21 protein-coding genes are annotated in these 24254 nt (G+C 54.3%); 8 read left to right on the top strand and 13 right to left on the bottom strand.

All coding sequences use genetic code 11. The features are described 5' to 3' along the window. Positions 1–14 precede the first annotated feature (14 nt). Positions 15–545 carry a 4Fe-4S binding protein gene (locus IJT02_04370; GenBank protein MBQ7544160.1) on the top strand — a complete coding sequence of 177 codons (531 nt, stop codon included), beginning with the start codon at positions 15–17 and terminating at the stop codon, positions 543–545. A gap of 81 nt (positions 546–626) precedes the next feature. Here the strand turns inward: IJT02_04370 and IJT02_04365 are convergent, their stop codons facing one another. Further along, complete coding sequence (locus IJT02_04365; GenBank protein ID MBQ7544159.1) at positions 627–2231, bottom strand: mannitol dehydrogenase family protein; 1605 nt, start codon at positions 2229–2231, stop codon at positions 627–629. Positions 2232–2312: 81 nt separating this feature from the next. Then, positions 2313–2663, bottom strand: coding sequence for a winged helix-turn-helix transcriptional regulator (locus IJT02_04360; GenBank protein ID MBQ7544158.1), 351 nt, complete (start codon positions 2661–2663; stop codon positions 2313–2315). Between the two features lie 100 nt (positions 2664–2763). On the opposite strand from IJT02_04360, the gene IJT02_04355 reads away from it, so the two are divergent. Further along, positions 2764–3486, top strand: a complete 723-nt coding sequence (locus tag IJT02_04355; GenBank protein ID MBQ7544157.1) for an MBL fold metallo-hydrolase — start codon at positions 2764–2766, stop codon at positions 3484–3486. A gap of 62 nt (positions 3487–3548) precedes the next feature. On the opposite strand, the gene IJT02_04350 is transcribed toward IJT02_04355, so the two are convergent. The 6 genes from IJT02_04350 to IJT02_04325 all read right to left on the bottom strand — a co-directional run bounded on the left by IJT02_04350 (position 3549) and on the right by IJT02_04325 (position 9732). Further along, entirely contained in the window at positions 3549–4604 is a 1056-nt protein-coding gene (locus IJT02_04350) for an alcohol dehydrogenase catalytic domain-containing protein (GenBank protein MBQ7544156.1), read from the bottom strand. A gap of 13 nt (positions 4605–4617) precedes the next feature. Further along, a complete protein-coding gene (locus IJT02_04345) occupies positions 4618–5184 on the bottom strand; it encodes a hypothetical protein (protein MBQ7544155.1) in 567 nt (188 codons plus the stop codon). Continuing rightward, positions 5185–6201 carry an ABC transporter permease gene (locus IJT02_04340; GenBank protein ID MBQ7544154.1) on the bottom strand — a complete coding sequence of 339 codons (1017 nt, stop codon included), beginning with the start codon at positions 6199–6201 and terminating at the stop codon, positions 5185–5187. It lies immediately after the preceding gene. A 3-nt stretch (positions 6202–6204) separates the two neighbouring features. Continuing rightward, positions 6205–7761, bottom strand: a complete 1557-nt coding sequence (locus IJT02_04335) for a sugar ABC transporter ATP-binding protein (GenBank protein ID MBQ7544153.1) — start codon at positions 7759–7761, stop codon at positions 6205–6207. 76 nt (positions 7762–7837) lie between these two features. After that, positions 7838–8863 (bottom strand): sugar ABC transporter substrate-binding protein, encoded by a 1026-nt coding sequence (locus IJT02_04330; GenBank protein ID MBQ7544152.1) that lies wholly within the window; start codon positions 8861–8863, stop codon positions 7838–7840. A 92-nt stretch (positions 8864–8955) separates the two neighbouring features. Beyond that, entirely contained in the window at positions 8956–9732 is a 777-nt protein-coding gene (locus IJT02_04325; protein MBQ7544151.1) for an SDR family oxidoreductase, read from the bottom strand. A 169-nt stretch (positions 9733–9901) separates the two neighbouring features. Here IJT02_04325 and IJT02_04320 point away from each other — a divergent pair, with 169 nt between their 5' ends. The 4 genes from IJT02_04320 to IJT02_04305 all read left to right on the top strand — a co-directional run bounded on the left by IJT02_04320 (position 9902) and on the right by IJT02_04305 (position 14525). After that, on the top strand, positions 9902–11023 hold the full coding sequence (locus IJT02_04320) for a sugar ABC transporter substrate-binding protein (protein MBQ7544150.1): 1122 nt from the start codon (positions 9902–9904) through the stop codon (positions 11021–11023). Between the two features lie 78 nt (positions 11024–11101). Then, entirely contained in the window at positions 11102–12040 is a 939-nt protein-coding gene (locus tag IJT02_04315; GenBank protein MBQ7544149.1) for an ABC transporter permease, read from the top strand. Positions 12041–12053: 13 nt separating this feature from the next. Continuing rightward, the gene (locus IJT02_04310) at positions 12054–13547 is read left to right on the top strand and encodes a sugar ABC transporter ATP-binding protein (protein ID MBQ7544148.1); all 1494 of its coding nucleotides are present in this window, start codon (positions 12054–12056) and stop codon (positions 13545–13547) included. Between the two features lie 12 nt (positions 13548–13559). After that, positions 13560–14525, top strand: coding sequence for an ABC transporter permease (locus tag IJT02_04305; GenBank protein ID MBQ7544147.1), 966 nt, complete (start codon positions 13560–13562; stop codon positions 14523–14525). 47 nt (positions 14526–14572) lie between these two features. Here the strand turns inward: IJT02_04305 and IJT02_04300 are convergent, their stop codons facing one another. Both IJT02_04300 and IJT02_04295 read right to left on the bottom strand, forming a co-directional pair. Beyond that, positions 14573–15883 (bottom strand): cation:proton antiporter, encoded by a 1311-nt coding sequence (locus IJT02_04300; GenBank protein ID MBQ7544146.1) that lies wholly within the window; start codon positions 15881–15883, stop codon positions 14573–14575. A 27-nt stretch (positions 15884–15910) separates the two neighbouring features. Then, positions 15911–16846, bottom strand: coding sequence for a ribokinase (locus IJT02_04295; protein ID MBQ7544145.1), 936 nt, complete (start codon positions 16844–16846; stop codon positions 15911–15913). An 85-nt stretch (positions 16847–16931) separates the two neighbouring features. On the opposite strand from IJT02_04295, the gene IJT02_04290 reads away from it, so the two are divergent. Together IJT02_04290 and IJT02_04285 are read left to right on the top strand one after the other, a co-directional pair. Continuing rightward, entirely contained in the window at positions 16932–18350 is a 1419-nt protein-coding gene (locus IJT02_04290) for an alanine:cation symporter family protein (GenBank protein MBQ7544144.1), read from the top strand. Continuing rightward, the gene (locus tag IJT02_04285; GenBank protein MBQ7544143.1) at positions 18347–19327 is read left to right on the top strand and encodes a hypothetical protein; all 981 of its coding nucleotides are present in this window, start codon (positions 18347–18349) and stop codon (positions 19325–19327) included. Before IJT02_04290 ends, IJT02_04285 begins: the two co-directional genes overlap by 4 nt. 50 nt (positions 19328–19377) lie before the next feature. On the opposite strand, the gene IJT02_04280 is transcribed toward IJT02_04285, so the two are convergent. The 3 genes from IJT02_04280 to IJT02_04270 are packed head-to-tail and all read right to left on the bottom strand — an operon-like array spanning position 19378 to position 24143. After that, positions 19378–20823 (bottom strand): Do family serine endopeptidase, encoded by a 1446-nt coding sequence (locus tag IJT02_04280; GenBank protein ID MBQ7544142.1) that lies wholly within the window; start codon positions 20821–20823, stop codon positions 19378–19380. A gap of 58 nt (positions 20824–20881) precedes the next feature. After that, complete coding sequence (locus IJT02_04275; protein MBQ7544141.1) at positions 20882–21676, bottom strand: prolipoprotein diacylglyceryl transferase; 795 nt, start codon at positions 21674–21676, stop codon at positions 20882–20884. Positions 21677–21683: 7 nt separating this feature from the next. Beyond that, positions 21684–24143, bottom strand: coding sequence for an acyltransferase (locus IJT02_04270; GenBank protein ID MBQ7544140.1), 2460 nt, complete (start codon positions 24141–24143; stop codon positions 21684–21686). Positions 24144–24254 lie beyond the last annotated feature (111 nt).

Here is a 24254-nt window from a genome sequence, read left to right as displayed (position 1 = left end):
ACTGGTACTCGTACATGTGGTTGTGGCCGGTGCTGTATTTCACGCTGGGCTTCTTCAACATACTCTTTGCGTGGCTCGGCGTGATTGAGTTCATGCTTCCGCTGGTGTTTGCGGTCGTGTGGGGAAACAAGTTCTTCTGCAACAGGCTCTGCGGAAGGGGGCAGCTCTTCGCGCTCCTGAAACGTTCGGGCAGTCCCGCACCGCGCTGGCTGTCGTCAAAATGGTTCAGGTACGGCTTCCTTGCGTTCTTCATGGTGATGTTCATGAACGTAATCTATCAGACATGGCTGGTGTTCGGCGGAGCATCATCGTTAAGCGAGACAGTGAAGCTCCTCTGGGTGTTCCGCGTTCCGTTCGGGTGGGCGTATACTGCGGGGAGTTCTCCTGAATGGGCGGCTCAGTTCAGCTTCGGCCTCTACAGCCTAATGCTGACGAGCGAGATTATAGGCTTGTGTGTGATGGCACTCTGGCGGCCAAGAACCTGGTGCACCTTCTGCCCGATGGGTACAATGACGCAGATTATCTGCAGGCTCAAAGCACGCTAATCATTCATGCGGTATACTCTACCTGAAAAGGAGGCACTACCGCATGAATGACCCGGAAGCTCCGAGCCTCCGGGCTTTCTGTTATGCTAAGTACTTCTTGAGGACTGCCCTCACTGCTCCGTTGCCCTTGAGCATCTCCGTGAACATCTCCTCAATCTTTCCGCCCAGCCCAGCCTCGTACAGGTCAACCCCGAAAATGTGCGTGTTGCTCAGAATCGGCTTCAGCTTCTCTGCCGCGTTATCGGGGGTAACTCCCGCGAAGTGTGCGGTCATCTCGGCGTTCATCGGGTCAGGAGACAGCTCGAACTTCTCCCCGTTGTCGTCGACAGCCAGCAGATACCTGAGCCACCCCGCAATCGCCAGCGGAATACCCGTCAGGTTCTTGGCCGAACCGTCGCGCGCAACATACGCCTTCACCGTCTCGCCGAACCTGAACGCCAGACCCTGCGAAATGTCCGTAGCTATTCGTGCGCTGGTGTCGCCTAAATACGCGTTCGGGAATCTCACTTCAAGGCACTCCTTCAGGAAATCGCGCGGTGAGATTATGCCCGGATCCGTAACTACAGGAAGGCCGTCATCGTAGCCGACTCTCTGTGCGAGCTTGGAGAGTTCCGGGTCATGCATTCCGTCAGCAAAAAGCTCGTAGCCTAACAGCCTGTCGTACGTGCACAGTGCCGAGTGAATCGGGTTGAGGCAGGTTGTGAGCTTCATGCGCTCGGAGAGGTTGACGGTGTTGCGGTCAGTCATGTAGACCTGCTCTGCCTTTTCGAGAGGAGGCCTGCCGTTCGGGAATTTGTCCTCAATGACGAGATAGCCGGGCTTCTCTGCGTTCACGAACGGTGCAATGTAGGTTCTCTTGCTGGTTACGACAATCCCCATGTCCTCAACGCCGGAAGTTTCGAGCATCTTGGCCACATCCTCAGACGGGCGCGGGGTAATCTTGTCGATCATCGTCCACGCGAAAGACACTTTGCCTTCATCCTTGACCCACGCAACAAAATCTGCGGGCACAAAATTTCTCTCGTACCACTTCTCCGCCATGTCGACGACGGATTCACGCAGCTTCTGGCCGTTGTGGGAGACGTTGTCCATCGAGACGAGGGCGATGGGCTGAGCACCTGCCTTGAAGCGTGCGAAGAGCATTGACGCAACGACAGCCATAGCTCCGCCGCACTTCTCCGGGCCGTTCTCGATGTCAGCATTCACGAACGGGAAATATTTTCCGTCCGCACCGTGCAGAGCGTAACCCTTCTCCGTAATCGTGAAGGAGACCAGCTGAAGGCTCGGGGCTGTGAAGACTTCCTTGAGGCGTGCCCAGTCGTCGGTGAAACGGGGCTGAGCTTTCACGGCTTCGGTGAGGGAAGCAAGTACGCGCTTATCCTGTTTTCCGTCCGGGTAAAGCGTAACTGCAAGAGCAAGGTTGTCGAACGGCTTATAGATCTTGTCGACCACGTCAAAATCAAACGTTTCTGCGCAGATTATGCCTGTGTCCATCAGTCCGGCGCGTATGAGGCTGTCCGCGATTCCTCCGACGAAGATGCGGAAGATGTTGCCGATGCCGAAATGTACCCAGCGCGGAGATTTGCGGGTGTTCGCGGCGAGTTCTGCGGGGCTGTAGGGAGGCAGGTCAATTCCTGCTGCGTTCCAGGCCTGAACGTCTTTGATGCCTTCATAAGTCAGGCGCATGTGTGAATCATTCCTTTCTTGGGTGTGAGAAATTTGAAGTTAATGAAGTGTAGCAGACATAATGATTTGCGCAAAGAGTATCTATAGTGAAGTCCTGCACGTTTTGCAGTACGGTGTGAGTTCCTCGCCCTCCATCTCGTGAAGTGCCCATTGTGCGGCGGCGGTCAGCATCGGGATAACTCCCCTGCCCTTCTCCGTGAGGGAGTACTCAACGTGCGGCGGAACTTCGTTGAACTGTTCGCGGTTCACGAGTCCGGCGGCCTCTAACTCCTTGAGCGACTGTGCAAGCATCATGTTGGTTATATCGCCGAGCCTGCGCTTTATGACGCTGTAACGTTTAGGCTCAGGGTCAGCGAGAATGCAGATGATCGGCAGCTTCCATTTGCCTCCGAAAGTTCGCGTGAGGTATTTTAGCGGGCACATAGTATCCATAGTGTTGATTGCTCCTGCATGGTATGAAATTTCTGCGTACTTGCCGAAATCTTATCACAACGTACAATATTAGCATTCCAACTTTTGAGGGGGTAACATCATGCAGATAAAGGCAGTGAGGCTCTACGAGGGCGGCTCGTTCACGCAGGAGTTCGTGTTCGGCGGCGAGAACAAGGCGGACGGCAGCAAGGACGTAACATATCCCGGCAGCCTCCAGAACTTCCTGATTGACACGGGCAGTGAGGTTATACTTGTTGACACCGGGCTTCCGTCGGAGACACCGTTCAAGGGCTACACGAAGATTAACGACTACGTTCCTGCGCTCGAGGCACTGGGCTACAAGCCTGAACAGGTAACGAAGATTCTCGTAACCCACAAGCACCCTGACCACACGGGCGAGCTCCGTGCTTTCCCGAACGCGAAAATCTACATCGGGCCGGAAGACGCGGACGCACTGAAGCTCACGGGCGAAAACATCATACGCGCGACGTACAGCGACGGAGCATACCACAATTTCCCCGAGAGCCAGAAGGTAGCAGACGGCGTGTACTTCATCAAGGCTCGCGGCCACACGAACGGCAACAGCATTGTTATCGTTGAAGCTGATGGAGTGTACTACATGATGCACGGTGATGTAACGTACGTTGATGCGGCACTTCACGCAAACAAGCTCTCTATAGTGTTCGAGGACTTGGCCGCCGCACGCGAAACCCTTAACCGCGTGAGGGAGTTCATCAGGAACAACCCGACTGTGTACCTGTCGACGCACACCCCCGAAGGCGTAACGAACCTTGAGGGCAAAATCATAATGAAGCTGGACTAACGTGCACAACAAAAGCGGGAGGCTCTCTCACGAAAACCCCCCGCTTCATTGTTCCTTGATGCTTACGCTTCCTCTGCCTCGTCCGGGTCAACGTCGACAATAACCTTCATCGTCGTTTCACGGTGAGTGTCGATGTACTCATACGCCTTCGGCCAGTCCCTGAACGCAAAGTGCGCTGTGCGCAGCGGCTTCAGCTGAATCTTGCCCTCCTGCACGAACCTTATTGCGTCGACAAAGTCTTCATGACGGTACATCATCGACGTGTTGAGGTCGAGCTCTGAGTCGTTGAGCTTCGCGAGGTCAATGCTGGCCTTCTTGCCGAACACTGCAACGAGAATTATCGTGCTGCCCTTGCGCGCGTTCTGGATCGCCTGATCCATCGTGATGTCGCTTCCTGCGCACTCGTAGGCTACGTCGTACTTGTCCGGCCCGAACGTGTCAAGCACCGCCTGCTTGTAGTCGGCCTTCATGGTGTTCACGACAACATCAGCACCGAGCTGCTTTGCGAGCTCAAGCCTGCCGTCAGAAATGTCCGTCGCCATAACCTTAGCCGCTCCCAGAGCCTTCAACGACTGGATGAGCAGGATTCCGATGGGCCCGCACCCGAGAACTACCGCCGTGCAGCCCTTAACGCCCGGGAATCTCTTCGCCGCGTGTACCGTAACCGCGAGAGGCTCCATCATTGCGCCGTCGCAGTAGCTCAGTTCGTCGGGAAGTGCCGTTACCTTGCTCTCCTCGATGGCGAAATAGTCGCTGCCTGTTCCTGTCGTCTGGAAGCCGAAAACCTTAAGGCTCTCGCACAGGTTGTACTTCCCGTGAAGGCAGGGGTAGCACCTTCCGCACACTACCTGAGGTTCAAGGACTACGCGGTCGCCGGGCTTGAACTTCTTGGCGTACTCTCCGCACTTCACTACCTGCGCAGAGACCTCGTGCCCCTGAACGATGGGATATGATGTGTACGGGTGAGTTCCGTGATAGACGTGAATGTCGCTTCCGCAGATGCCTATCTTCTTGATCTTCACGAGCACCTGATCCGGGCCGGGCTCCGGCACTGGGACTTCACGGTAGATTATGTGCTTGGGTTCCTGCATTACTTCCTGCGTCATAAGTTCGCTCATAGTTTATCCTCCTTTATTGCTTGTTCAGCCTGTCGTATTCTTCACGGCAAACTGAATCATACTCCATTAATTCATCACGGAAAGCCCCGCACCACACACGCATCTTCTCGTGCTGGCCGAAAATCCGCGCTATTCCTGCCGACATCTCCCAGACATCAGAACACGCTTTGAGGACTTTCTCCTCATCGCTGGCCTGCCTGAAGCCCATAAACCGGCTCGCGTAGTTCCCGCTCCGGCACGTCGACAAGTAACGCCGGCAAACATTCCTGTATTCGTGGTAGAGATACGGCACGTGTGATTCGTCAGGGTCATTCATGAACAGTTCATCAAGTATGGTGTTGATTTCCCTGTCCCGGAATCTCTTAAAGAATCCTCCGCGCCCGTACAGAAGCTGAAGGCATATGCACCGCCATAACCACCAGTCAATATTCTTCCTGCCTTTGCCCTCGTGGTCGGAATACCTCTCATGATAGAGCGTGTGCACAAACTCTTCTGCGTCCGACGCGTTGAGGAGCTCGAGGCGTTTCGCGGGGTCAAGCTCGGCGTAATACTGTGCGAGTGAGGGGCTGACCGTGTACATTTAGCTTGCCTGGCGTTTCTTCGAGAAGCAGTCGAAACCGACAGCTACGGCCAAGACCAAGCCCTGCACAACCATCTGCGTGTACTCGCTGACGTTCATCATGACCATTCCGCTCTTCAGCGAACCGATGATCAGCACGCCCGCGATTACCCCGGACATTCTGCCGATACCTCCGGCGACTGACACTCCGCCCAAGACCACGCACGTTATTACCTCGAACTCAAACCCGACCAGCGATGAAGCCTGCGCCGAACCTGTACGCGACAGCACTATAATTCCCGCGAGCCCAGCAAAGAACCCTGACAGTGCATAGATGAGGTACTTCATCTTGTTGACGCGGATTCCTGAAAGCTCGGAAGCCTCTTCATTTCCGCCGATCGCGTAGAAGTAACGCCCGAAATATGACTTGTTCAGTATGAAGCTCCCGACCGCAAAGCAGATTACCATGATGATTGCGCACACAGGAATCAGCCCCACACCGGTACGCGGGAAGATTGACCAGTGATTCAGAGTCCAGCGCGCAAAGAACGCAAGGTTAGGGTTGCCGTTGAGGCCGACTTCAGGTGCATAGCGCAGAACGTCAGGGATCGGAAGCCCGCCCGACAGAATATACGCCAGCCCTCTGAACACCGTCTGTGATGCGAACGTCGCGATGATTGCCGGTATGCCTATAGTCGCAACCATAAAGCCGTTCAGGACTCCGATAAGCGTTGCCATCGCGATTGAGACGATGATTGCCAGCCACATGTTCCAGCCCATGTTCATCATCAGGTACGCGCACACGACGTTGACCAGAACGACTATTGACGCTATGGACAGGTCAATGCCAGCAATCAGAATCACGAACGTCATACCGATTGACGCGATGCCGTAATACGACACCTGACGGGAGATGTTCACGATGTTCGGGATGCTCAGGAATTTGGGGTTGAAGTATGCGAAGATTGCTATCTCGATGATGAACACAAGCCATATTGCGTTCTGCTTGAATGCCGCCGCAAATTTGTTCTGCTCCATAAGTTACACTGCCTCCTTCTTGCTTTCAGGAACAACTCCCGATGCGTATAACATGATTGTATCTGCGGTGAACTCGTCCTTCTGAAGTTCTCCCATAGCGTTGCCTTCCGCGAGAACTATAATTCTGTCGGACATGCCCATAAGTTCCTCCATCTCCGACGAAATCATTAACACTGCTACTCCGTCTTCAACAAGGTCATTAATCAGCTTGTAGATCTCGAACTTCGCGCCTACGTCGATTCCGCGTGTGGGCTCGTCGAAGATTATCAGCTTTGAGTTAGCCGCAAGCCACTTCGCCAGAATAACCTTCTGCTGGTTTCCGCCGGAAAGGTTCTTCACGAGCTGGTGAATGCTCGGGCACTTTATCTGTATGTCCTCGCGGTAACGTTCTGCTGTAGCCTTCTCCGTCCTCGCGTCAATAACCGTAGCTCTGGAGATGCGCTCATAAATCGGCATCGAGATATTGTTCTTGATGGAATTGGTGAGGAGCGCGCCGTGCCTCTTTCTGTCCTCCGGCAATAACGCTATTCCGTAGTCGATTGCGGCTCTGGGTGCATGAGGGTTAATCTCCTGTCCCATGAAGATAATCTTTCCCGACTCCTTCGGACGCGAACCGAAAATCACCTGCGCGATTTCCGTCCTGCCTGCTCCGACGAGTCCGCCGAGCCCTAAGACTTCTCCCGCGTGTACCTTGAACGAAATATCTTCGTCGCCGTTTCCGTAGACGTGCTGGAGTTCGAGGACGACATCATCACGCACGCAGGGTTTGCGCGGAGGGTATTTCTGGGTCATTTCGCGCCCGACCATGAGCTTGATGAGGTCGTCAACCTGATGCGGAATCGTCGCGGGGTCTTTGTCGGTTATGAGCGTGTCGACATATTCGCCGTCTCTGATGACTTCGATTCTGTCAGACAGCCTGAAGATTTCCTCGAGCCTGTGCGAAATGTAGATTATCGACACTCCGCGCGACTTCAGAAGCTCCACAACCTTGAACATGCTCTCGACTTCCTTAGTCGTGAGGGGCGCGCTGGGCTCGTCCATGATGAGAACCTGCGCGTTCTGCTGGATGGCCTTCGCGATTTCAACCATCTGCTGATAACCGACGGAGAGATTCTTCACCAGCTCTGCGGGGTTGATGTTGATCTCGAGCTGTGCAAACGCCTTCGCGGCCTCAGCCTCCATTGCTTTGCGGTCAATCGTGATGCCGTTCTTCTTGAGGATAGGGCGGCCAAGAAACATGTTCTCTGCGGCGGAAAGCTCTCCGACGTTGTTGAACTCCTGATAGATTATCGCTATTCCGTTCTCAGCTGCCAGCTGGGGAGTCATTCTCGCAAACTCTCTCACTTCGCCGTTGGGGTCTTTCTTGACCTTGATTTTTCCGCTCGTCGGGATAACCGCTCCTGAACAGCATTTGATGAGGGTAGACTTGCCTGCTCCGTTCTCGCCGATAAGTCCCAGAATTTCGCCGCGCCTGAGCTGTAACGTTACGTCCTTCAACGCCACGACACCGGGATATTCTTTGCGTATGTGTTCGAGTTCAAGCACATAATCTTCTGCCATTCTTACACCTCCTGTACTTAATCATAAAACGAGCCTCCCGTTACTGCCCGGGAAGCCCGTAAATTCTTCATCCTCTCTACTTCATTCCTGCCTGAATTGCGGCGACGTTCTCGGCGGTGATGGGTGCAACTGCCCTGAACACGTTCTTTGCGCCTACTTTGTCCTCAAGAATGAGTGCGAACATTGACGCGGCAGAACGTGCTGTGTCTTCGTCCGAGCCCTCGAAACCGATAATGCCCTTCGCGGGATATGTCGGGTCTGCGAGCTGTCCGAGCTGCTGCTTGGTTACGTCCGTCGTGAACACGCCCATATCTTCGGGAATCTTTCCGCCCGTTGCAATCTGCAGTGCTTCGTCTGCACCGATCATTGCGCCCGCGCCGATGCCTGTGAAGACTTTGCAGTCAGGGTGTGCCTGAAGGATTGTCTCTACTGCGTCCTGTGCAAGGTTCGCCTCGATTGCGGCGGTCGTGGCTACGATCTCGTACTTGCCGGCGGCTGTCTCTTCGAGTCCCTGCTTGATGCCGTTCTCACGCTCAAGAAGGATTACTGTCTGAGGATAGCCGATAATCGTAACTTCAGCCTTCTTCTCCGCGCTGTAATGCTGGTTGATGAATGCTCCGGCGAGCTTGCCGATCTCTGTTCCCAGATAGGTATTGTTCAGAACCCAGTTAGCGTCGGTGTTGGTCATGGGGTCATCCCAGCACATAACCTTGATGCCGAAGTTGCGGGCTTCTGCGCAGGCATCCTCGACTGCGTTTGCGTCTGACGGGTGAACCATGATGAGGTCGCATCCTGCTGAGACGAAGTTCTCGATCTGGGAGATCTGAGTTGCGGAGGAGTCGTTGCATCCGACGATGGTATATTCTGCTCCGGCGGCCTGCAGGATTTCTCCGAGTGCGGTCATAACGCCTGCCCAGTAAGCATTCTGCAGGGACTGAATCGTGATGCCGATTTTCTTGCCCTTGAGCGTCTCAAAGTTAGCCTTTGCGTAGAACTCAGGGGAGGCCTGTACGCCTTCAGTCTTGCCGGTGTCGGCGGCCATTGCTACGACGGGGAGAGCGAGGATCATTACGAGGGTGAACAGTGCTGCAAACTTCTTCATGAGTGTATCTCCTTTGCGTGAATATATTTTGCTTCGTCCAAACGATAAGCTGTTATCGTTTAACGCTAAAGCCTAACTTCGTTGCGCAGGGCTTAGAAGCAGGTGAATGCTCCGTCAAGGCAGAAATCCGCGCCCGTAGTAAACGTGCTGGTGTCTCCTGCCAGATATACGCAGATTGACTCTAACTCTTCGGGTTTTCCGAGTCTGCCCATCGGTGCAAGTTCATTCCACTTTGCGATTAAGGGCTTCAGGAACTCGGAGCTGAGAGTAAGGTCTGTGCCGATATAGCCGGGACTGATTGAGTTCACACGGACTCCGCGCTTTGCCCACTCGATGGCGAGGGACTTCGTGAGCTGGATTACTCCGGCCTTCGAAGCGTTGTAGGCGCACTGAGGCTGAGGGACGTTGACGATGTGCGCGGACATTGATGCGGTGTTGATGATTGAGCCGCCTCCGTGAGCGAGCATGTACTTTCCGGCGATTGTGTCGGTCAGGAACACGCTGTTGAGGTTCACATCAATGTTCTTCTTCCACTGGGCGTAGGTCATCTCGTCAGCGGCAGCATTGATGCAGATTCCCGCGTTTGCGTGGCAGAAGTCCAGTCCTCCGAGCTCAGCAACTACCTTATCAACCATTGCCTGAACATCGGCTTCATTGGTTACATCGCACTTGATGGCGATGACTTTGCGTCCCGTAGCCTGTGCGATCTCCTGAGCTGTCTTCTCGGCTTCAGCTATGTCCAAGTCGACAATGGCAACATCCGCGCCAGCCTCCGCGAATGCCGTAGCCGTACACTTGCCGATACCTCTGGCCGCGCCTGTAACGAAGCCTTTTTTGCCGTCAAGGCGCATCTTCTCAATAATGCCCAATAGTAACCCCTCCCGTTTCTCAAATGAGCATAGGATAATGTAAATTGTTCGGAAATTTGGAATAGCATAAAAATAACGTTTTGCAGTGATTTTGTCAACGCGGGATTACGTGTTAGAGAGTATAATATCTGCGCCCAAACAATTACAATTTATTCACGGAGGTATTCTCATGAAGAGAAGACTTGTTGCTATTCTTATGGCTGTATCGTTCATCTTCGGTACTGCCCCCGCAGTTTTTGCCGCCCCGATCAAAATCGGAATCTCCATCTGGAGCAGCACTGACACGCTCGGCAGCGAGTGCAAGAGAATCATTGACGCTGCAGCAAAAGCACTCGGTGTTGAGACGCAGTGGGTTGACCAGGCTCACATCTCCGAGCAGGTAACCTCGAGCGCAGAGACCCTCGCCCTTGCGGGATGCGACGGAATAATCATCTGCAACAGTGCCAGCGCAGAGATGGGAAGCGTCATCAAGACTTGCGACGAGAATGAAGTCTACGTGGCGCAGTTCTTCCGCGTAATCGACAAGGACGCAAACCCCGACGAATACGCACAGGCTTCCGCGTCAAAGTACTACGTCGGAGCAGTCCACGAGTCGGAGTTTGACAACGGCAAGAACCTCGTGCTTATCCTCGCAGGACAGAAGGGATGCCGCAAGATCGGCCTCGAAGGCTGGGAGCCTGGCGACGCAACGTTCTTGGGACGCTGGGCTGGCTACAAGGCTGGCGTTGAGGCGTGGAACGCAGAGCATCCTGATGACAAGGTAGTTCTCCTTGACCCGCAGTACGGACGCACGACAACCGACACAGGACGCGCGACCGCAGAAGCAATCATCGACGCGAACCCTGACATCGACGCGCTGATAGTTGCTGGCGGCGGCGGAGATACGTTGCTGGGAGCAATCGCGGCAATCGAGGCCAAAGGACTTACAGGAAAGATAGCGGTTGTGTCTACAGACTTCCTGCCTGACCTTGACGCGAAGCTGAAGAGCGGTGCAATGGCGGCAGAGTCCGGCGGGCACTACGCAGATCCGTTCTTCGCGTTCCTGATGGTCTATAACGCGGTAAGAGGCAAATTCGAGGCCAAGACTGACGGGTTCTATGATATGGTGTTCCCGTATATGTACGTTGCGAGCCCGGAGGATTACGCGAAATATGCGCAGTACTTCACGGGAGATGCCCTGCCCTATACAGCTGATGAGATTAAGGCACTCGCTGAGCTGGGCTATGATGACCTTGCGGCGGCTTGCGCGAAGCTGTCCGTTGAAGACGTTGTAGAGCGTCATTCGAAGTAAGAGCTGTTATGTTCGTGAGGTCGGAGCTGTGATTTACCGGCCTCATTTTTTGTGCACACTAAAGGATGTGAAAGGTTTATGCAGAACTTCAGGAACAGTAAATTTTTCGGCTTCATGATTCTGGGAGTGATGGTGCTGTTCTTCTACTCAGTCTTCAAGTTCCTCACGCCCGGGAACTTCGGAAGCCCGGCAAACATGTACTCGTACTTCCAGTCGTCAATCATCTACTCCGTCGGAGGGTGCGGACTGTACTTCATCGTAGTTATGGGACTGTTCGACTTCGCTGTCGGTGCTAATATCGTCCTCTCGTCAATTGTCGGCGTTCTGCTCTCAAAGAACTTCGGCTATCTCGGCTTCATCGTCGGATGCTTGGGCTGCGGTACGTTAATCGGAATACTAATCGGCTTCCTCTACAATCAGCTTAACGTTCCCTCAATGATCGTTACCGTAGGGTTAATGCTGGTGTTCGAGAGCTTGGCCGTGTTCGCGGCGGGAGGAGTGAAGCAGACCCTAGACCCGAGCCTGCGCTTCTTCTCGGGAGCTCCGGGCAACATCATTCTAGCCTTCATGGCGTTCGCGCTGATGTGGTTCATCCTCAACTATACCCGCATAGGCACATACTGCAACGCAATCGGGAGCAACGAGTTCACGGCCAAGAACATGGGAATAGACGTGAAGAAGTATAAGCTCATCGGCTTTGCGCTGCTTCATTTCTTCGTCGGGGTAATGGCAATCCTCACCGTCTCTTACGGCACAACAATGACCGCCCTTACCGGCATGAGCACAATGAGCCGCAACTTCCAGCCCCTAATGGGAACGTTCTTCGGGGTTGCCTTCAGGAAGTACGGAACTCCGATAAGCGCGATAGTGATCGGCGAGTTCATCATTGCGATAATCTTCAACGGCTTTGTTGCTCTGGGTGCACCGACGACGATTCAGAACGTTGTTACCGGCGCGGCACTGCTCCTCATCGTAACCCTGACGGCACGCGGAAAACGCGGCTCTGTCGTGAAGTAAGGAGGCGTGAAGAATGAGCACACTGCTTAAGGCTGAACACATAGACAAACGGTTTGGGATTACCCACGCGGTCAACGACGTTAGCCTGAACATCGAGGCAGGAGAGATACGCGCGCTCATCGGGGAGAACGGTTCGGGGAAGTCGACGTTCTGCCAGATGCTTTGCGGGATTTACACCATTGGCGGAGGGACGTTCACCCTTGACGGCAAGGCACTGAGCGTACGCAATCAGGTAGAGGCAAACGACGCGGGAGTCTCGATCATAGTTCAGGAGATGGGCACGCTGTCGGGCTTGAGCGTCGCGGAGAATATCTTTCTGGGGCACGAAGAACCCTTCATGCACTGGGGCATCAAGGACACGCGCGCGATGATTCGGGAGGCACAGAAGCTGCTTGATGATTACGGCTTCGGGAAGATTCGTGCTGGTGCAATGATAGACAGCTACAACTTCGAGGACAGAAAGCTCGTCGAGATTGTGAAGGCAACCTACATGAAGCCCAAAATCCTAATCGTTGACGAGACGACAACCGCGCTTTCACAGAACGGCAGGCTCGAGCTGTATAAGATTATGGACGCAGTGAGGGCGGACGGACGGAGCGTGATATTCATTTCTCACGACTTGGCCGAAATCCTCTCGCACAGCGACACAATCACAGTCCTGCGGGACGGCGAATACATCGACACGGTGAACGCTAAGGACATCGACGAGGACGGCTTACGGAAGCTGATGGTCGGCAGGGACATCGGCACAGCGTACTACAGGACGGACTACGGCACAGAGATAAGCAGCGATGTTGTGCTGAGCGTGAAGAACGTCTCTGTACCCGGCCAGCTCGAGGACATCTCGTTCGAGCTCCACAGGGGAGAGATTCTCGGTTTCGGCGGCCTGAGTGAATGCGGAATGCATGAAGCGGGTAAAGCGGTCTTCGGCGCGTCGTGGGACAGGACAGGCACGGTAACCCTCGCGGACGGTACAGCCATCAACGATATTCCTACAGCCATAAAGCACTCGATAGCCTACGCCAGCAAGGACAGGGACAACGAGTCCGTCATCTTGGCCGAGAGCATCAGGAACAACATTGTTCTTCCGTCGATTGATGACCTCGCGGAGAAGCACATACTCTGGGGCGGAAAGCTGAGCCGTTTTGCGCAGAAATACGCCGAGCAGATGCAGACGAAGATGCAGGGAATAAATCAGTTCGTCTCTGACCTGTCGGGCGGCAACAAACAGAAGGTAGTCCTAGCGCGCTGGATAGGCAAGGGCAGTGACATTCTCGTGCTGGACTCTCCGACGAGGGGAATTGACGTGAAGGTGAAGCAGGCGATATACGCGCTGATGTCGGAATTGCGTGCGCAGGGAAAATCCATCATCATGATTTCCGAAGAGATACCCGAACTGCTGGGAATGTCTGACAGGATACTTATCATGAAGGACGGACGTATCAACGGAGAGTTCATGAGGTCAGAGAGCCTGAGCGAGGAAGACCTCATCGCAAAAATGGTGTAGGAGGCGGGAACAATGGCACGGAAAAACAATGATGAGCCTTCGGGACTCTCTGCGTTATTGGCTAGCGACACGTTCAAAGGGTTGCTGCCGTTCATCGGGCTTGTGGTGATTCTGGGAGTAATGTACTGGCTCACGGAAGGCAGGATAATGCAGCCGAGAAGGTTGCGGCTTCTGATGTCGCAGGTGTATTACCCGATGATAGTTGCTACGGGAGTGTTCTTCGTGATGACGCTGGGTTCAATCGACTTCACGGAGGGTTCTACGCTCGGTGTTGCTTCAATCGTAATCTCTGAGCTGTCGTTCTACAGCATACCGTTAGCGATAGCCGGAGGGATTCTCACAGGCGCATTAATCGGGGCGGTCAACGGTTTCTTTCACGTGAAGTTCAAGCTCCAGAGCTTCATCGTAACGATCTGCACAATGTACCTGTTCAGGGGAGTATGCGCGTACATGACGACTGAGACGGCCATACCTGCGAGCGCGGCCATCAAGGCTCTCGACAGCGACAACCTCAAGATAGGCGTAACGGTTGCGGTGCTTGTAGTTGCGTGGTTCTTGTTCAGGTTCACGCGTATCGGCGCGGACGTTAAGGCTGTCGGGAGCGGCGAGACTGCGGCAAGGTTCTCGGGCGTTCGGACGGACAGGGTGAAGTTCTGGGTGTTCGTTGCGGCGGGGGCACTGACGGGGCTAGCGGCGTTCGTGAACGTCATCAAGGTAGGTTCGATCACGGCGACTGCGGGCAACCAGCTTGAGACACAGATATTAATCTCGCTTGTTCTCGGAGGACTGCCGATTACGGGCGGTGCGAAGGTGCGTTTCTCGAACATTATCGTAGGAACGTTAATGTACACGGTGCTGAACAACGGGCTCGTTATGCTGGGGCTTGAGTCGGCGACGCAGCAGCTCATCAAGGGGATTGTGTTCCTAGTGTTCGTTGCACTGACGATAGACAGGAAGGCCTTGAAGGTGATTAAGTAAGCGGGCAGAAAAATTCCCTCCCCCAAACGCTGAGGGAGGGATTGTTGTTATTCGCCGCCGTACGTCTGCTGTGCCAGAAGACTCCTTCGGTGGAACATATCTTCCGCTATCTCGTCGGCCTGCTCGTTCACCATGAAGTTATCCTCGAACACCGTGCTTCCTGCCTCGTCAGCACCCTTGAAGGCATCCTTCAGGAAGATGGGCGTGATTATCGTACACACGATTATCATGATAACTATCGGGCCGAGATAATCCTCACTGATGAGGTTCATCGCCATTCCCTTGCCCGCAACGATAAGCGCAACCTCTCCCCTGCAGACCATTCCCAGCCCTATCTGGTAGCTCTGCCTCTTGCTGAACCCGCACATCAACGCTCCGAGCCCGCAGCCCCATAGCTTGGAGATTATGCTCACAATCAGGAGTGCCGCCGTGAACGTCATCAGGTCGTACGAGAACTCCGGCAGAGTAACTTCAAGGCCGATGTTCGCGAAGAATATCGGTGTCAGCAGCAGGTACGCTATCGTGTCGAACTTGCTCGCAACGTACTGGCCTTTAGGCGACATCGCGATAATCATTCCGGCCGCGAAAGCACCGATGATGTCCGCAACGCCGAAGACGACTTCCGCCGCCCACGCCATGAACAGGCAGAACGCGAAACCCATAACAGGATAACGCCGGAGGTTGCGCTCCTCCTGCACTCTGTCCGACCACACCATCCAGTTGTAGTACGCCAGCCCGGCAATCCCCACGAACAGGAAGAACCCGAGAATCTTCACAAGCACGAGCCAGATGTTCACGTCTCCGCCGGCAATTCCTGTGATAACCGTGAGGCAGATTAAGCCCAGAATATCGTCTATCAGTGCCGCAGCAAGAATCGTGTTGCCGACCTTCGTTGACATCTTGCCGAGCTCCTTCAGGGCTTCGACGGTGATTGACACTGACGTTGCCGTGAGGACTGCTCCGACGAATATTGCTGACGCGAACGTGGCATTGTCGTCGAAGAAGAACATCAAGCCCGCACCAAGTCCCAGAGGCGCGAGAACTCCCAGCAGTGCCACGAGGAATCCGACCTTGCCCGATGCCTTGAGCTCGTCGACGTTGGTCTCCATTCCGGCGGTGAACATGATAACGATGACTCCTAGCTCCGCCATCCTGGAGAGCAAGGGCGAAGGCTGAAGGCAGAACGCAGCACCAAAGAAATGCTTGGTTATTGCACCGAGAATCGCCGGGCCGAAGAACAATCCGGCCATCAATGCCCCTACGACTTGCGGGAGCTGTGCCCTGCGCGACAGTATGCTGAAGATTTTTGTGGACATTATGATCACGCAAAGGCTCAGCAAGTAAGTATAATCTTCCAAAAATATTACCCCCTATGTTGGCAAATTTTAGAGCTCATATTCATCATCGCCTGCTTCTCCCAGAAGAGCACCTACCTGATGCCGCCACGGGAGGGACGGATGCGCACCTATCTTTGTACACGCCAGAGCACCGCACGCCGCACCGAACCTTGCTGCCCGGCGCATGGGCATTCCTTCGCTGAGGCCGACGCACAGTCCGGCGCAGAACGCATCCCTCGCACCTGTGTTGTCGACAGAACGGATGTTGAACGCGTCGAACGCGAAATTGTCCCCTGTCTTCGTGAAGACCATTCCTCCGCGCGCACTTCTCGTTACGACGAGCTCGCGTACTCCGCGATTGAGGATGTCCCGCGCCATGTCGCTGATCGATCCTCTGGATGTAGTATCGGCATAAAAACTGAGTGCACGTTCATTGAGAATCATGCACTCGATGTCCTGCCATGCTTCTGACGGGAGGGAGAACGGAGGTTCAGCTGAGAGGAACGTTCGGCATCCGTACCGCCGTGCCATCTTCAGGCCTGCTGTAACTGTCTCTGCCGGGCTCTCCATCTGGAACAGTGCCGCGTCGCTCGACGTGAAGACCTGTTTTGCCTCGAGAATGTCGCTTTCTGTGAGAAATGCATTTGCTCCCTGAGAGATAACTATTGCACTTTCGCCGTCATCCGTTACTGTTATGACTGCCGTGCCTGTTGAAGCCTGGCTTCTGGTATGAAGGTGTGTACAGTCCACGTTGTTTTCTGTGAGGACGTTGCGGAGTCGTTTTCCGAAATCGTCATTCCCTACACAGCCTATCATGTAAGATTTTGCGTTCAGGCGGGAGACTGCCAGAGCCTGATTCGAGCCCTTGCCGCCTCCTGTTATCCCGAATGGCCCGCCTATAACTGTCTCGCTCTTGCCGGGACAGCGCGGAGCTCTCATAATCAGATCGATATTCAGCGAACCTACCACAGCTATAGTTGACATAATAATTTTCCTCCTGTAAAGAATAATTCCGCGTATAATATCACAATTACCGCATTTCACTAATCTTACAGGGAGGTTTTGCTTTATGCAGGAACTTATCAATTTCCTCGACCAACTTGACAGCTTCCTCTACTACCCGGTACTTGTTGTCGTGCTGACCGTTGCGGGAGTGTATTTCTCCTTCCGCACAAAGTTCGCGCAGATACGGCTGTGCTTCGAGAGTGTCAGAATCACGGGCGAGCGTCCGTCCGACACAAACGCTATCTCGTCGTTCGGTGCGCTGATGGTCTCGACGGCCTCGCGTGTCGGGACGGGCAACATTATCGGTGTCTCGACGGCAATATGTCTGGGAGGGCCGGGAGCGGTGTTCTGGATGTGGGTGCTGGCGATACTCGGAGGAGCTAGCGCACTCATCGAGAGCACCTTAGCGCAGATCTACAAGCACAAGGACGAGAAGACCGGCCACAGCTACGGAGGCCCGGCGTACTACATCGAGGCGTTGATTCACAGCAGGTTCGTCGCTGTACTGTTCTCCGTGTTCCTCATTGCGACGTATGCCTTCGGGTTCAACGCTCTTGCGTCGTACAACCTGCAGTCAACGTTCTCTGTCTACAGCTTCTACAACCCTGAGACCACGCCGTTAATCATCGGCTTCGTGATCGCGCTTGCCGTCGGCTGGTGCTTGTTCGGCGGGGCGAAGAGGATAGCCGATGTCAGCGGCGTAATCGTGCCGTTCATGGGAGTGGTGTACGTCCTCACGTCGATAGCGATAATCTTCATGCACGTTGAGGCTCTGCCTGCCGTCCTGAAGGTAATCTTTGAGGACGCGTTCAACTTCAAGGCAATCGGGAGCGGCATAGCAGGTTCATGCTTGATGTACGGCATCAAGCGCGGGCTGTACTCGAATGAAGCCGGTGTAGGTTCAGCACCCAACGCCGCCGCCGCCGCGCAGACTTCTCACCCCGTGAAGCAGGGGCTCATTCAGATGCTCTCGGTGTACATCGACACGATACTAATCTGTTCCGCAACAGCCTTCATGTGCCTGATGTCCGGCGTTCCCGCAACGAAGGAAGCTGCAGGAGCTCAGTACGTGCAGGCCTCAATGAGTGCGGTATTCGGTGAGTTCGGGCCTGTGTTCGTAACGGCGATAATGGTTCTGTTCGCGTTCACGACACTGCTGGGAAATCTCTTCTACGTCGACAATGCTTTAGCCTACATCAACGGCAAGAAGATGCCCGGCGAAAAATTCATGTCGTTCTTCAGGGTAATCTGCGCGCTGGTGATTCTGTTCGGAGCAGTACTGCCGATGTCGACTGCGTGGGCAGTTGCTGACATAACGATGGCATTCATGACGCTCATCAATATTCCCGTGATTGTTGTTGCGGGGGGAATTGCGATGAAGGCACTCGCTGACTATGAGAAGCAGAGGCGCGCGGGGAAGAATCCTGTGTTCCATGCGGCGGATATTGGGCTTGACCCAGAGAAGCTGGATTACTGGAAATGAAGATATGCTTTTACGCGCTCAGGGACGACGAGCTGGACTTCTGCCCTGAGATGCAGGCCAAGTACGGAATAGACTTCATCTACACGCCCGAATACCCGAACGAGAACAACATTTCTCTTGCGGCCGGATGCGACGGGATGAGCTGTACACCCTGCGACATGTCAGAGAAGGTGCTTCGCGCTTTCCGTGATGTCGGAGTGAAGTACGTTCTTACGCGCTCGATAGGCTATGACCACATCGACCTGAAGGCGGCGCGTGAGCTCGGAATGAACGTCGACACCGTGAGCTACACGCCGACGGGAGTTGCGGACTACGCGATACTGTTGATGCTGGCGAGCATAAGGAGATTCGCGCACACGCTGAAGAGGGCGGAGCTTCAGGACTACTCGCTGAAGAACAAGCTGGGCCGGGACTTCACCGCGTGCACTGTCGGCGTAATGGGCACGGGACGAATCGGCACGACTGTCCTTCAGCACTTGTCGGGGTTCGGGTGCAGGCTTCTGGCGTATGACGTTCACGAGAACGACACGGCCAAGAAGTTCGCACAGTACGTTGACCGTGAGACATTGTTCCGCGAGTCGGACATCATTACCCTCCACATGAACGCCAACGAAGACAACTACCACATAATCTGCCGCGAGAGCATCGCCATGATGAAGGACGGAGTTCACATCATCAACACAGCGCGCGGAAAGCTCGTAGACTCTGGGGCTCTTATTAAGGGGATAGAGTCCGGCAAACTCGGAGGGGCGGCACTTGACGTTCTGGAGTACGAGAACGGACTGTACTACTATAACCGTATGGGCGAAGTCATGATTAATCCCAAGCTGGCGATACTGCGTTCATTCCCGAACGTGATTCTGAGTCCGCACACTGCGTTCTACACTTCGGAGGACGTGAGGGACATGGTTGAAGGCGTGTTCAGGAGCTGTTACGAGTTCGGGACAGGCAAGCGTCCTCACGGAATCGAGGCATAACAAAAGCGGGATTCTCGGTTGTGAGAGTCCCGCTTCATTCTTCAACGCTGTTACTTCTTAGTTCTGTCGACCTGCAGGAAATACGTTGACCCTTCACGTTCAATCATGAGCACAACAGAATCATCACTGCCGACTGCCTTCACGAGGTCTTCTGACGTTCTGACTTCATGGCCGTTGAGCTCGACGATGAGGTCGCCCTCACGTACGCCTTCCTCGTAGTACGCTGGCGAGTCCTTGTCCACCTCAACGATGACGAGGCCTTCACTGCCTGCATCAATCTTGTACTGCCTGCGGAGTGCTTCATTCACCGGCACAACGCGGTCAATCCCGAAGTCCTTGAGTGCCTCGCTGCCGGAAGTCTCGGGGGCTTTTATGTCGCCGCCGGGCTCAGGCCTGCCGTCCGCAGTGGCGGGGCGTTCACCTAGCTTCACGCTGAAGTCCATTGTCCTGCCCTTGCGCACAATCTGCAGTTTCGCCGTCGAGCCGGGAGCGATTGTCCTGATCTTCTGCACAAACGCACTTGCGTCCTTGATGTCATCGCCGTTCAGCTTCACAACAACGTCTCCGCGCTTTATGCCCGCCTTGTCCGCAGGGTCGTCCTTGAACACGTCGTTAATCATTGCGCCGTTCGTGCCCTTAACGCCGTAAGCCCGTGCCATCTGCGGGGTGATGTCCCTCACGCTGACTCCGAGCCAGCCGCGGCGTGCCCTGCCGTACGACACGAGGTCGCCCATGATCTCCTTCGCCTTGTTGACGGGAACAGCGAAGCCCAAGCCCTGAGCGTAGGGGATAATCGCAGTGTTGATGCCGATGACTTTTCCGTCCATGTCGATTAACGGACCGCCGGAGTTGCCGGGGTTGATTGCCGCGTCGGTCTGGATGAAGTCGTCGAAGTTCACGTCCTGCGCGTGAATGCTCCTGTTCTTGGCCGAAATCACTCCCACAGTTATTGAGTGCTCAAAGCCGTAAGGGTTGCCGATAGCGACGACGTATTCACCGACTTCCGTTGCGTCGGAGTCCCCGAGCTCGAGAACGGGAAGGTCTCCGTCCGGCTCAATCTTGATGACTGCGAGGTCATACGTCGGATCACTGCCCACGATTTTTGCGGGGTAAGTCTTCTTGCTGCCGTCAACAAGCTGGAGCGACACCGTTATCTTGTCCACGCCGTCAACTACGTGGTTGTTTGTGAGTATCTGGCCGTCCTTCGTTACGATGAAGCCCGAGCCTCTGCCCTTCATGGGGACTGAACGCGTGAAATCCTTGAACGCATCCCCAAAGAATCTCTTGAAGAACGGATCATCGTCGAACGGGAAAGGCGACACCGAACGTTTTGCTGTCTTCTCAACGTCGATGTTCACGACCGCGACAGATGCAGTCTTCACGATGGGAACTATGGGGTTGTTCTGCTTTGGGAACGCCGCCCATGCACTCCCATAAAGCGAGAGTATCAGTGCAAGCGCAAGAGATAACGCTAAAAACTTTCTGCTTCTCAAAATGTGATTACCTCCATCAAAATTTTTCAGGGAAGAATTTTAGCGGGCAAATGTGATTATTTCATGGCTTGTTTGGCTTATGTGAATTTTCTGCGTTTAACCTAAGTAAACTATACGCGAGCCATAAGCATATCAGCGGAAGCAGTGTAACTATCCATCTGTACGTCCACGAATATTTCACGAGCCACGAGAGAGGCTGAGGGTCGCGCACGAAGGTTACGGCTATCCTCATGAGGGAGTAGAGGAGCATTCCCAGAGGCGCAATCACGGAGTAGTAGCGTTCCTTCTTCATGAGCCTGCGTTCTACGAGAAGCAGAACGACGATTATTGCGGCGGAAATGACAGAGTAGTACACCTGCACGGGGTGGCGGAAGACTCCTGCCCTGTCTCTCGGGAAATGCACAGCCCCGAAGAAGTCCGTAACGCGTCCGAGACAGCAGCCGTTGAGGAAGCAGCCCCAGCGTCCAACGGCAATAGCGAGGAACGCGGGGATTACAGCTACATCACAAAGCTTAAGGAAGGAGATTTTTCCGCGCGAGAGCAGGCACATCACCCACGCGGACACGAACGCTCCGGCGACTGCTCCGAACTCGTGAAGCCCTCCTCTGTTGAGGTCAAGGAAGTACGAAGGGTGCTCGAGGTAGGTCTTCCAGTGCGCTATATATTCGTATGACCTTGCGCCGAGAAGCATGAACAGGAACGACACAGCCATGACCCTGCGGGAGTCGTCCTCGTCGAGGCGGTAGAGTTCGAGCCTGCGGATGCTCCAGAGTATCGCGAGGCTAAGGGCGATGAACCACACTACGCTGTATGTGTCGATGCGGACGCTGCCGATGGTGAACAGAGTAGGGTACATAAATTTATCAGTCCTCCTTGCGCTGACGATTATATACCCGCAGAAGATACGCCTTGCACAGGTTCTGCATTGCGTATGTCTCGCCGGAAACAAAGTAATTTTCGCCTTCACCGAAAATCTTACCCGTCGTGTTTCTGCTGACCATAAGCATTACTTCTTTGAGGTGAACATCTGCCCAGTCTGAAGCCTTCAGGCCTTCGGGACAGTCTTTGTCCAGCCCGAAAATTTCTGCCTCAGTATCAGCCAGGTAACAGCTCGTGAACCACTTTCCGCCCCAGTCATTAACGCCGGGCATGTCAAGTTCAGGTGCGGGCATCCCGTCCTCTGTCCTGCCGTAAAAATGATGTCCAGCTTTGCTGCTGTCATATGTGCCCAAGTCGAGATTGACCAGCGCAGAATAAATAATGTCATGGTTGAAGAATGCGGACTCCGGGACTTTACGGCCTGCGAGCGCGTAAATTATCGCTGTGCCGGTCATGCCCTCTATCGTAGTGGTCATGTAGTCTATGTGGTACAGCCCGTGATTCATTACAGTACCGTCTGAATTTATGTTAGAGCCGTGCAGGACATCCCCGACTTTCACGCCGTCAATGCTTCTTTCTGATGACGTATCTTCAGGGACGGCGGTCGAGGACAGCAGGAGCTCAGCAAGTTTCGCCTCCCACAGCCTGCAGTGCTCGTGCTCCGGCAGCATACACGCAGCTAATGCCAGTATCCGCGAGTTCCACGCGTTCTCTTCGGCTTTTGTGTCGTCAGGGGAAATCACGCGGCCTTCACTGTCTCTGTAATACGGAACTTCATAGCCTATAAACCTGTCTGCCTCGTAAACCAGCATGTTCAAGACGAAAGCTCGGTCCTGCTCCGAGAGGTCATTCCACATAAGCCAGCCCGCAAAAGCTATGTTCTCTGCCCACAGCGCGCTCTGCCAGAGTCTGCCCCAGCCGCCGTGAGAGTTAGAGCAGTGATTACGTGCGAGAGTGGCGGTCAGCTTGCAGACCATCTTCACAGCGTCATCTTTCGGGATTCCCGTAATCCCTTCCTCGTAAATGTTGAATCTGAGCACTGAGGACAGGATAAAGCATGTGTGTGCCCAACCCCTCAAGGCACTTTCTCCGGGCACTACGTCCGGGCATTCTTCAAGAGTGTTGGCAACATAGAGATAGTCGTTGTCCCGCCAGTTCCTGAAGGACTCTGCGCTCCGCAAAACATTTCTTCTTGCGGCGGCTGACAGTCCGAGCGGAGCACTCGTGTTGCTGTTCTGCGAGAATGCATACCAGTGCGGCTCGTTCCACCGCGTAACAAGAAGGTACTTGGTGCTGAGCGCGATAATTTCTCTGAGCGTACCTTTATCCTGCAGAGGTGAGGTGTCAATCCTGCTCCAGTCCGGCAGGTGTACATCCGCATATGAAGCCTTCAACCGATAATGCCCCGCGAAGTTCACTCCTGCAGATGTGAGAAGCAGCACCGCAAGCGCAGAACACACCGCAAACTTGAGACAGCGCGGGCTTGATGATTTGCCGAGAGCCGCCTTCAGCGCAGTGCGCGAGAAAATCACACTGATGAACATCAGCGCAACCATCGAGACAGCCAGCACTCCGCAATGTTCAGCCAGAAGCATCAGCTTTCCGTGAGCCTCAGCATTCCCGAATACTCTTCCTGAGAGCTTGAACGCCGCAAGAATAACGATCTGATTCAGGCACAAGTACACGATGGAGTTTTTCCCTACGCTCTGAAGGCAGCCGTCAATCAATGTGCCCTGAAAAGTTCTGTGCAGTATCTCAGCTAGGCTCATCCCGACAATGCACGACAGCAGAACATTGACGTAGAACAGCGGAACAAATCCGTAAACGCCTATCCTCACGTTCACGTAACCGTTGAGGAAAATTAATGCTCCTGTAACTGTTCCCAGTGCCAGCGTTTTTCCCAGAGACAGCGTGAAAAGTCTGCTGTGCTGCCTGAGCATTGCCCCGATGTGGTACAGTCCGAGACCGACTAGGGCAGCTCCTCCGGCAAAAGGCAGAGTTACGGGGCAGAAGTAATACGCGGCATGTCCTGCCAGAGTAAGAAGGATGATGACTGCGTGCCTGATGTATTCACTTCGCACACAGCGGAAGATTATGCAGTACGCGGCTTCGGTGAGGAATAAGGCGGTCAGAAACCAGAGCGCGCCCGCATAAGGCAGTGCGTAAGTGTTGACGGACATCAAGTGCAGCAGCGGAGAAAGATAGTTTACGGTTCGCCAGTGCCTTAGAGCCCACAGAGCATAATGAAGGCTTCCGAAGCATACATACGGGATAAGCAGTGTCTGTGCTTTGCGTTTCAGGAAGGAAGAACAGGGATTCGCTGATGTGCCGCAGAAACGTTTGTACGAGGGCTCGAAGAACATTCCCGACACGATGAAGAACATGGGCATGTGGAAAGCGTGGATGAAGTGGTCAAACTCTCCTCCGAATCCTATATGACCCATAACCATAAGCAGGATTCCGAAGGCTCTGAAGATGTCTACATGTTCGATTCTGCCTTCATGAAGACAATCGATAGGGTTCGTGGTTCAGTTTAACGATTTTTTCCGTCATTG

The sequence above is a fragment of the Synergistaceae bacterium genome, from assembly GCA_017450125.1.
Lineage (GTDB): Bacteria > Synergistota > Synergistia > Synergistales > Aminobacteriaceae > JAFUXM01.
This window is presented reverse-complemented; position numbering and strand designations above follow the sequence as displayed.

What these genes read in the sequence shown, in the direction of transcription:
- IJT02_04370 (MBQ7544160.1), top strand. Translation starts at nt 15, where the DNA reads ATGTGGTTGTGGCCGGTGCTGTATTTCACGCTGGGCTTCTTCAACATA.
- IJT02_04365 (MBQ7544159.1), bottom strand. Translation starts at nt 2,231, where the DNA reads ATGCGCCTGACTTATGAAGGCATCAAAGACGTTCAGGCCTGGAACGCA.
- IJT02_04360 (MBQ7544158.1), bottom strand. Translation starts at nt 2,663, where the DNA reads ATGGATACTATGTGCCCGCTAAAATACCTCACGCGAACTTTCGGAGGC.
- IJT02_04355 (MBQ7544157.1), top strand. Translation starts at nt 2,764, where the DNA reads ATGCAGATAAAGGCAGTGAGGCTCTACGAGGGCGGCTCGTTCACGCAG.
- IJT02_04350 (MBQ7544156.1), bottom strand. Translation starts at nt 4,604, where the DNA reads ATGAGCGAACTTATGACGCAGGAAGTAATGCAGGAACCCAAGCACATA.
- IJT02_04345 (MBQ7544155.1), bottom strand. Translation starts at nt 5,184, where the DNA reads ATGTACACGGTCAGCCCCTCACTCGCACAGTATTACGCCGAGCTTGAC.
- IJT02_04340 (MBQ7544154.1), bottom strand. Translation starts at nt 6,201, where the DNA reads ATGGAGCAGAACAAATTTGCGGCGGCATTCAAGCAGAACGCAATATGG.
- IJT02_04335 (MBQ7544153.1), bottom strand. Translation starts at nt 7,761, where the DNA reads ATGGCAGAAGATTATGTGCTTGAACTCGAACACATACGCAAAGAATAT.
- IJT02_04330 (MBQ7544152.1), bottom strand. Translation starts at nt 8,863, where the DNA reads ATGAAGAAGTTTGCAGCACTGTTCACCCTCGTAATGATCCTCGCTCTC.
- IJT02_04320 (MBQ7544150.1), top strand. Translation starts at nt 9,902, where the DNA reads ATGAAGAGAAGACTTGTTGCTATTCTTATGGCTGTATCGTTCATCTTC.
- IJT02_04315 (MBQ7544149.1), top strand. Translation starts at nt 11,102, where the DNA reads ATGCAGAACTTCAGGAACAGTAAATTTTTCGGCTTCATGATTCTGGGA.
- IJT02_04310 (MBQ7544148.1), top strand. Translation starts at nt 12,054, where the DNA reads ATGAGCACACTGCTTAAGGCTGAACACATAGACAAACGGTTTGGGATT.
- IJT02_04305 (MBQ7544147.1), top strand. Translation starts at nt 13,560, where the DNA reads ATGGCACGGAAAAACAATGATGAGCCTTCGGGACTCTCTGCGTTATTG.
- IJT02_04295 (MBQ7544145.1), bottom strand. Translation starts at nt 16,846, where the DNA reads ATGTCAACTATAGCTGTGGTAGGTTCGCTGAATATCGATCTGATTATG.
- IJT02_04290 (MBQ7544144.1), top strand. Translation starts at nt 16,932, where the DNA reads ATGCAGGAACTTATCAATTTCCTCGACCAACTTGACAGCTTCCTCTAC.
- IJT02_04285 (MBQ7544143.1), top strand. Translation starts at nt 18,347, where the DNA reads ATGAAGATATGCTTTTACGCGCTCAGGGACGACGAGCTGGACTTCTGC.
- IJT02_04275 (MBQ7544141.1), bottom strand. Translation starts at nt 21,676, where the DNA reads ATGTACCCTACTCTGTTCACCATCGGCAGCGTCCGCATCGACACATAC.
- IJT02_04270 (MBQ7544140.1), bottom strand. Translation starts at nt 24,143, where the DNA reads ATGGGTCATATAGGATTCGGAGGAGAGTTTGACCACTTCATCCACGCT.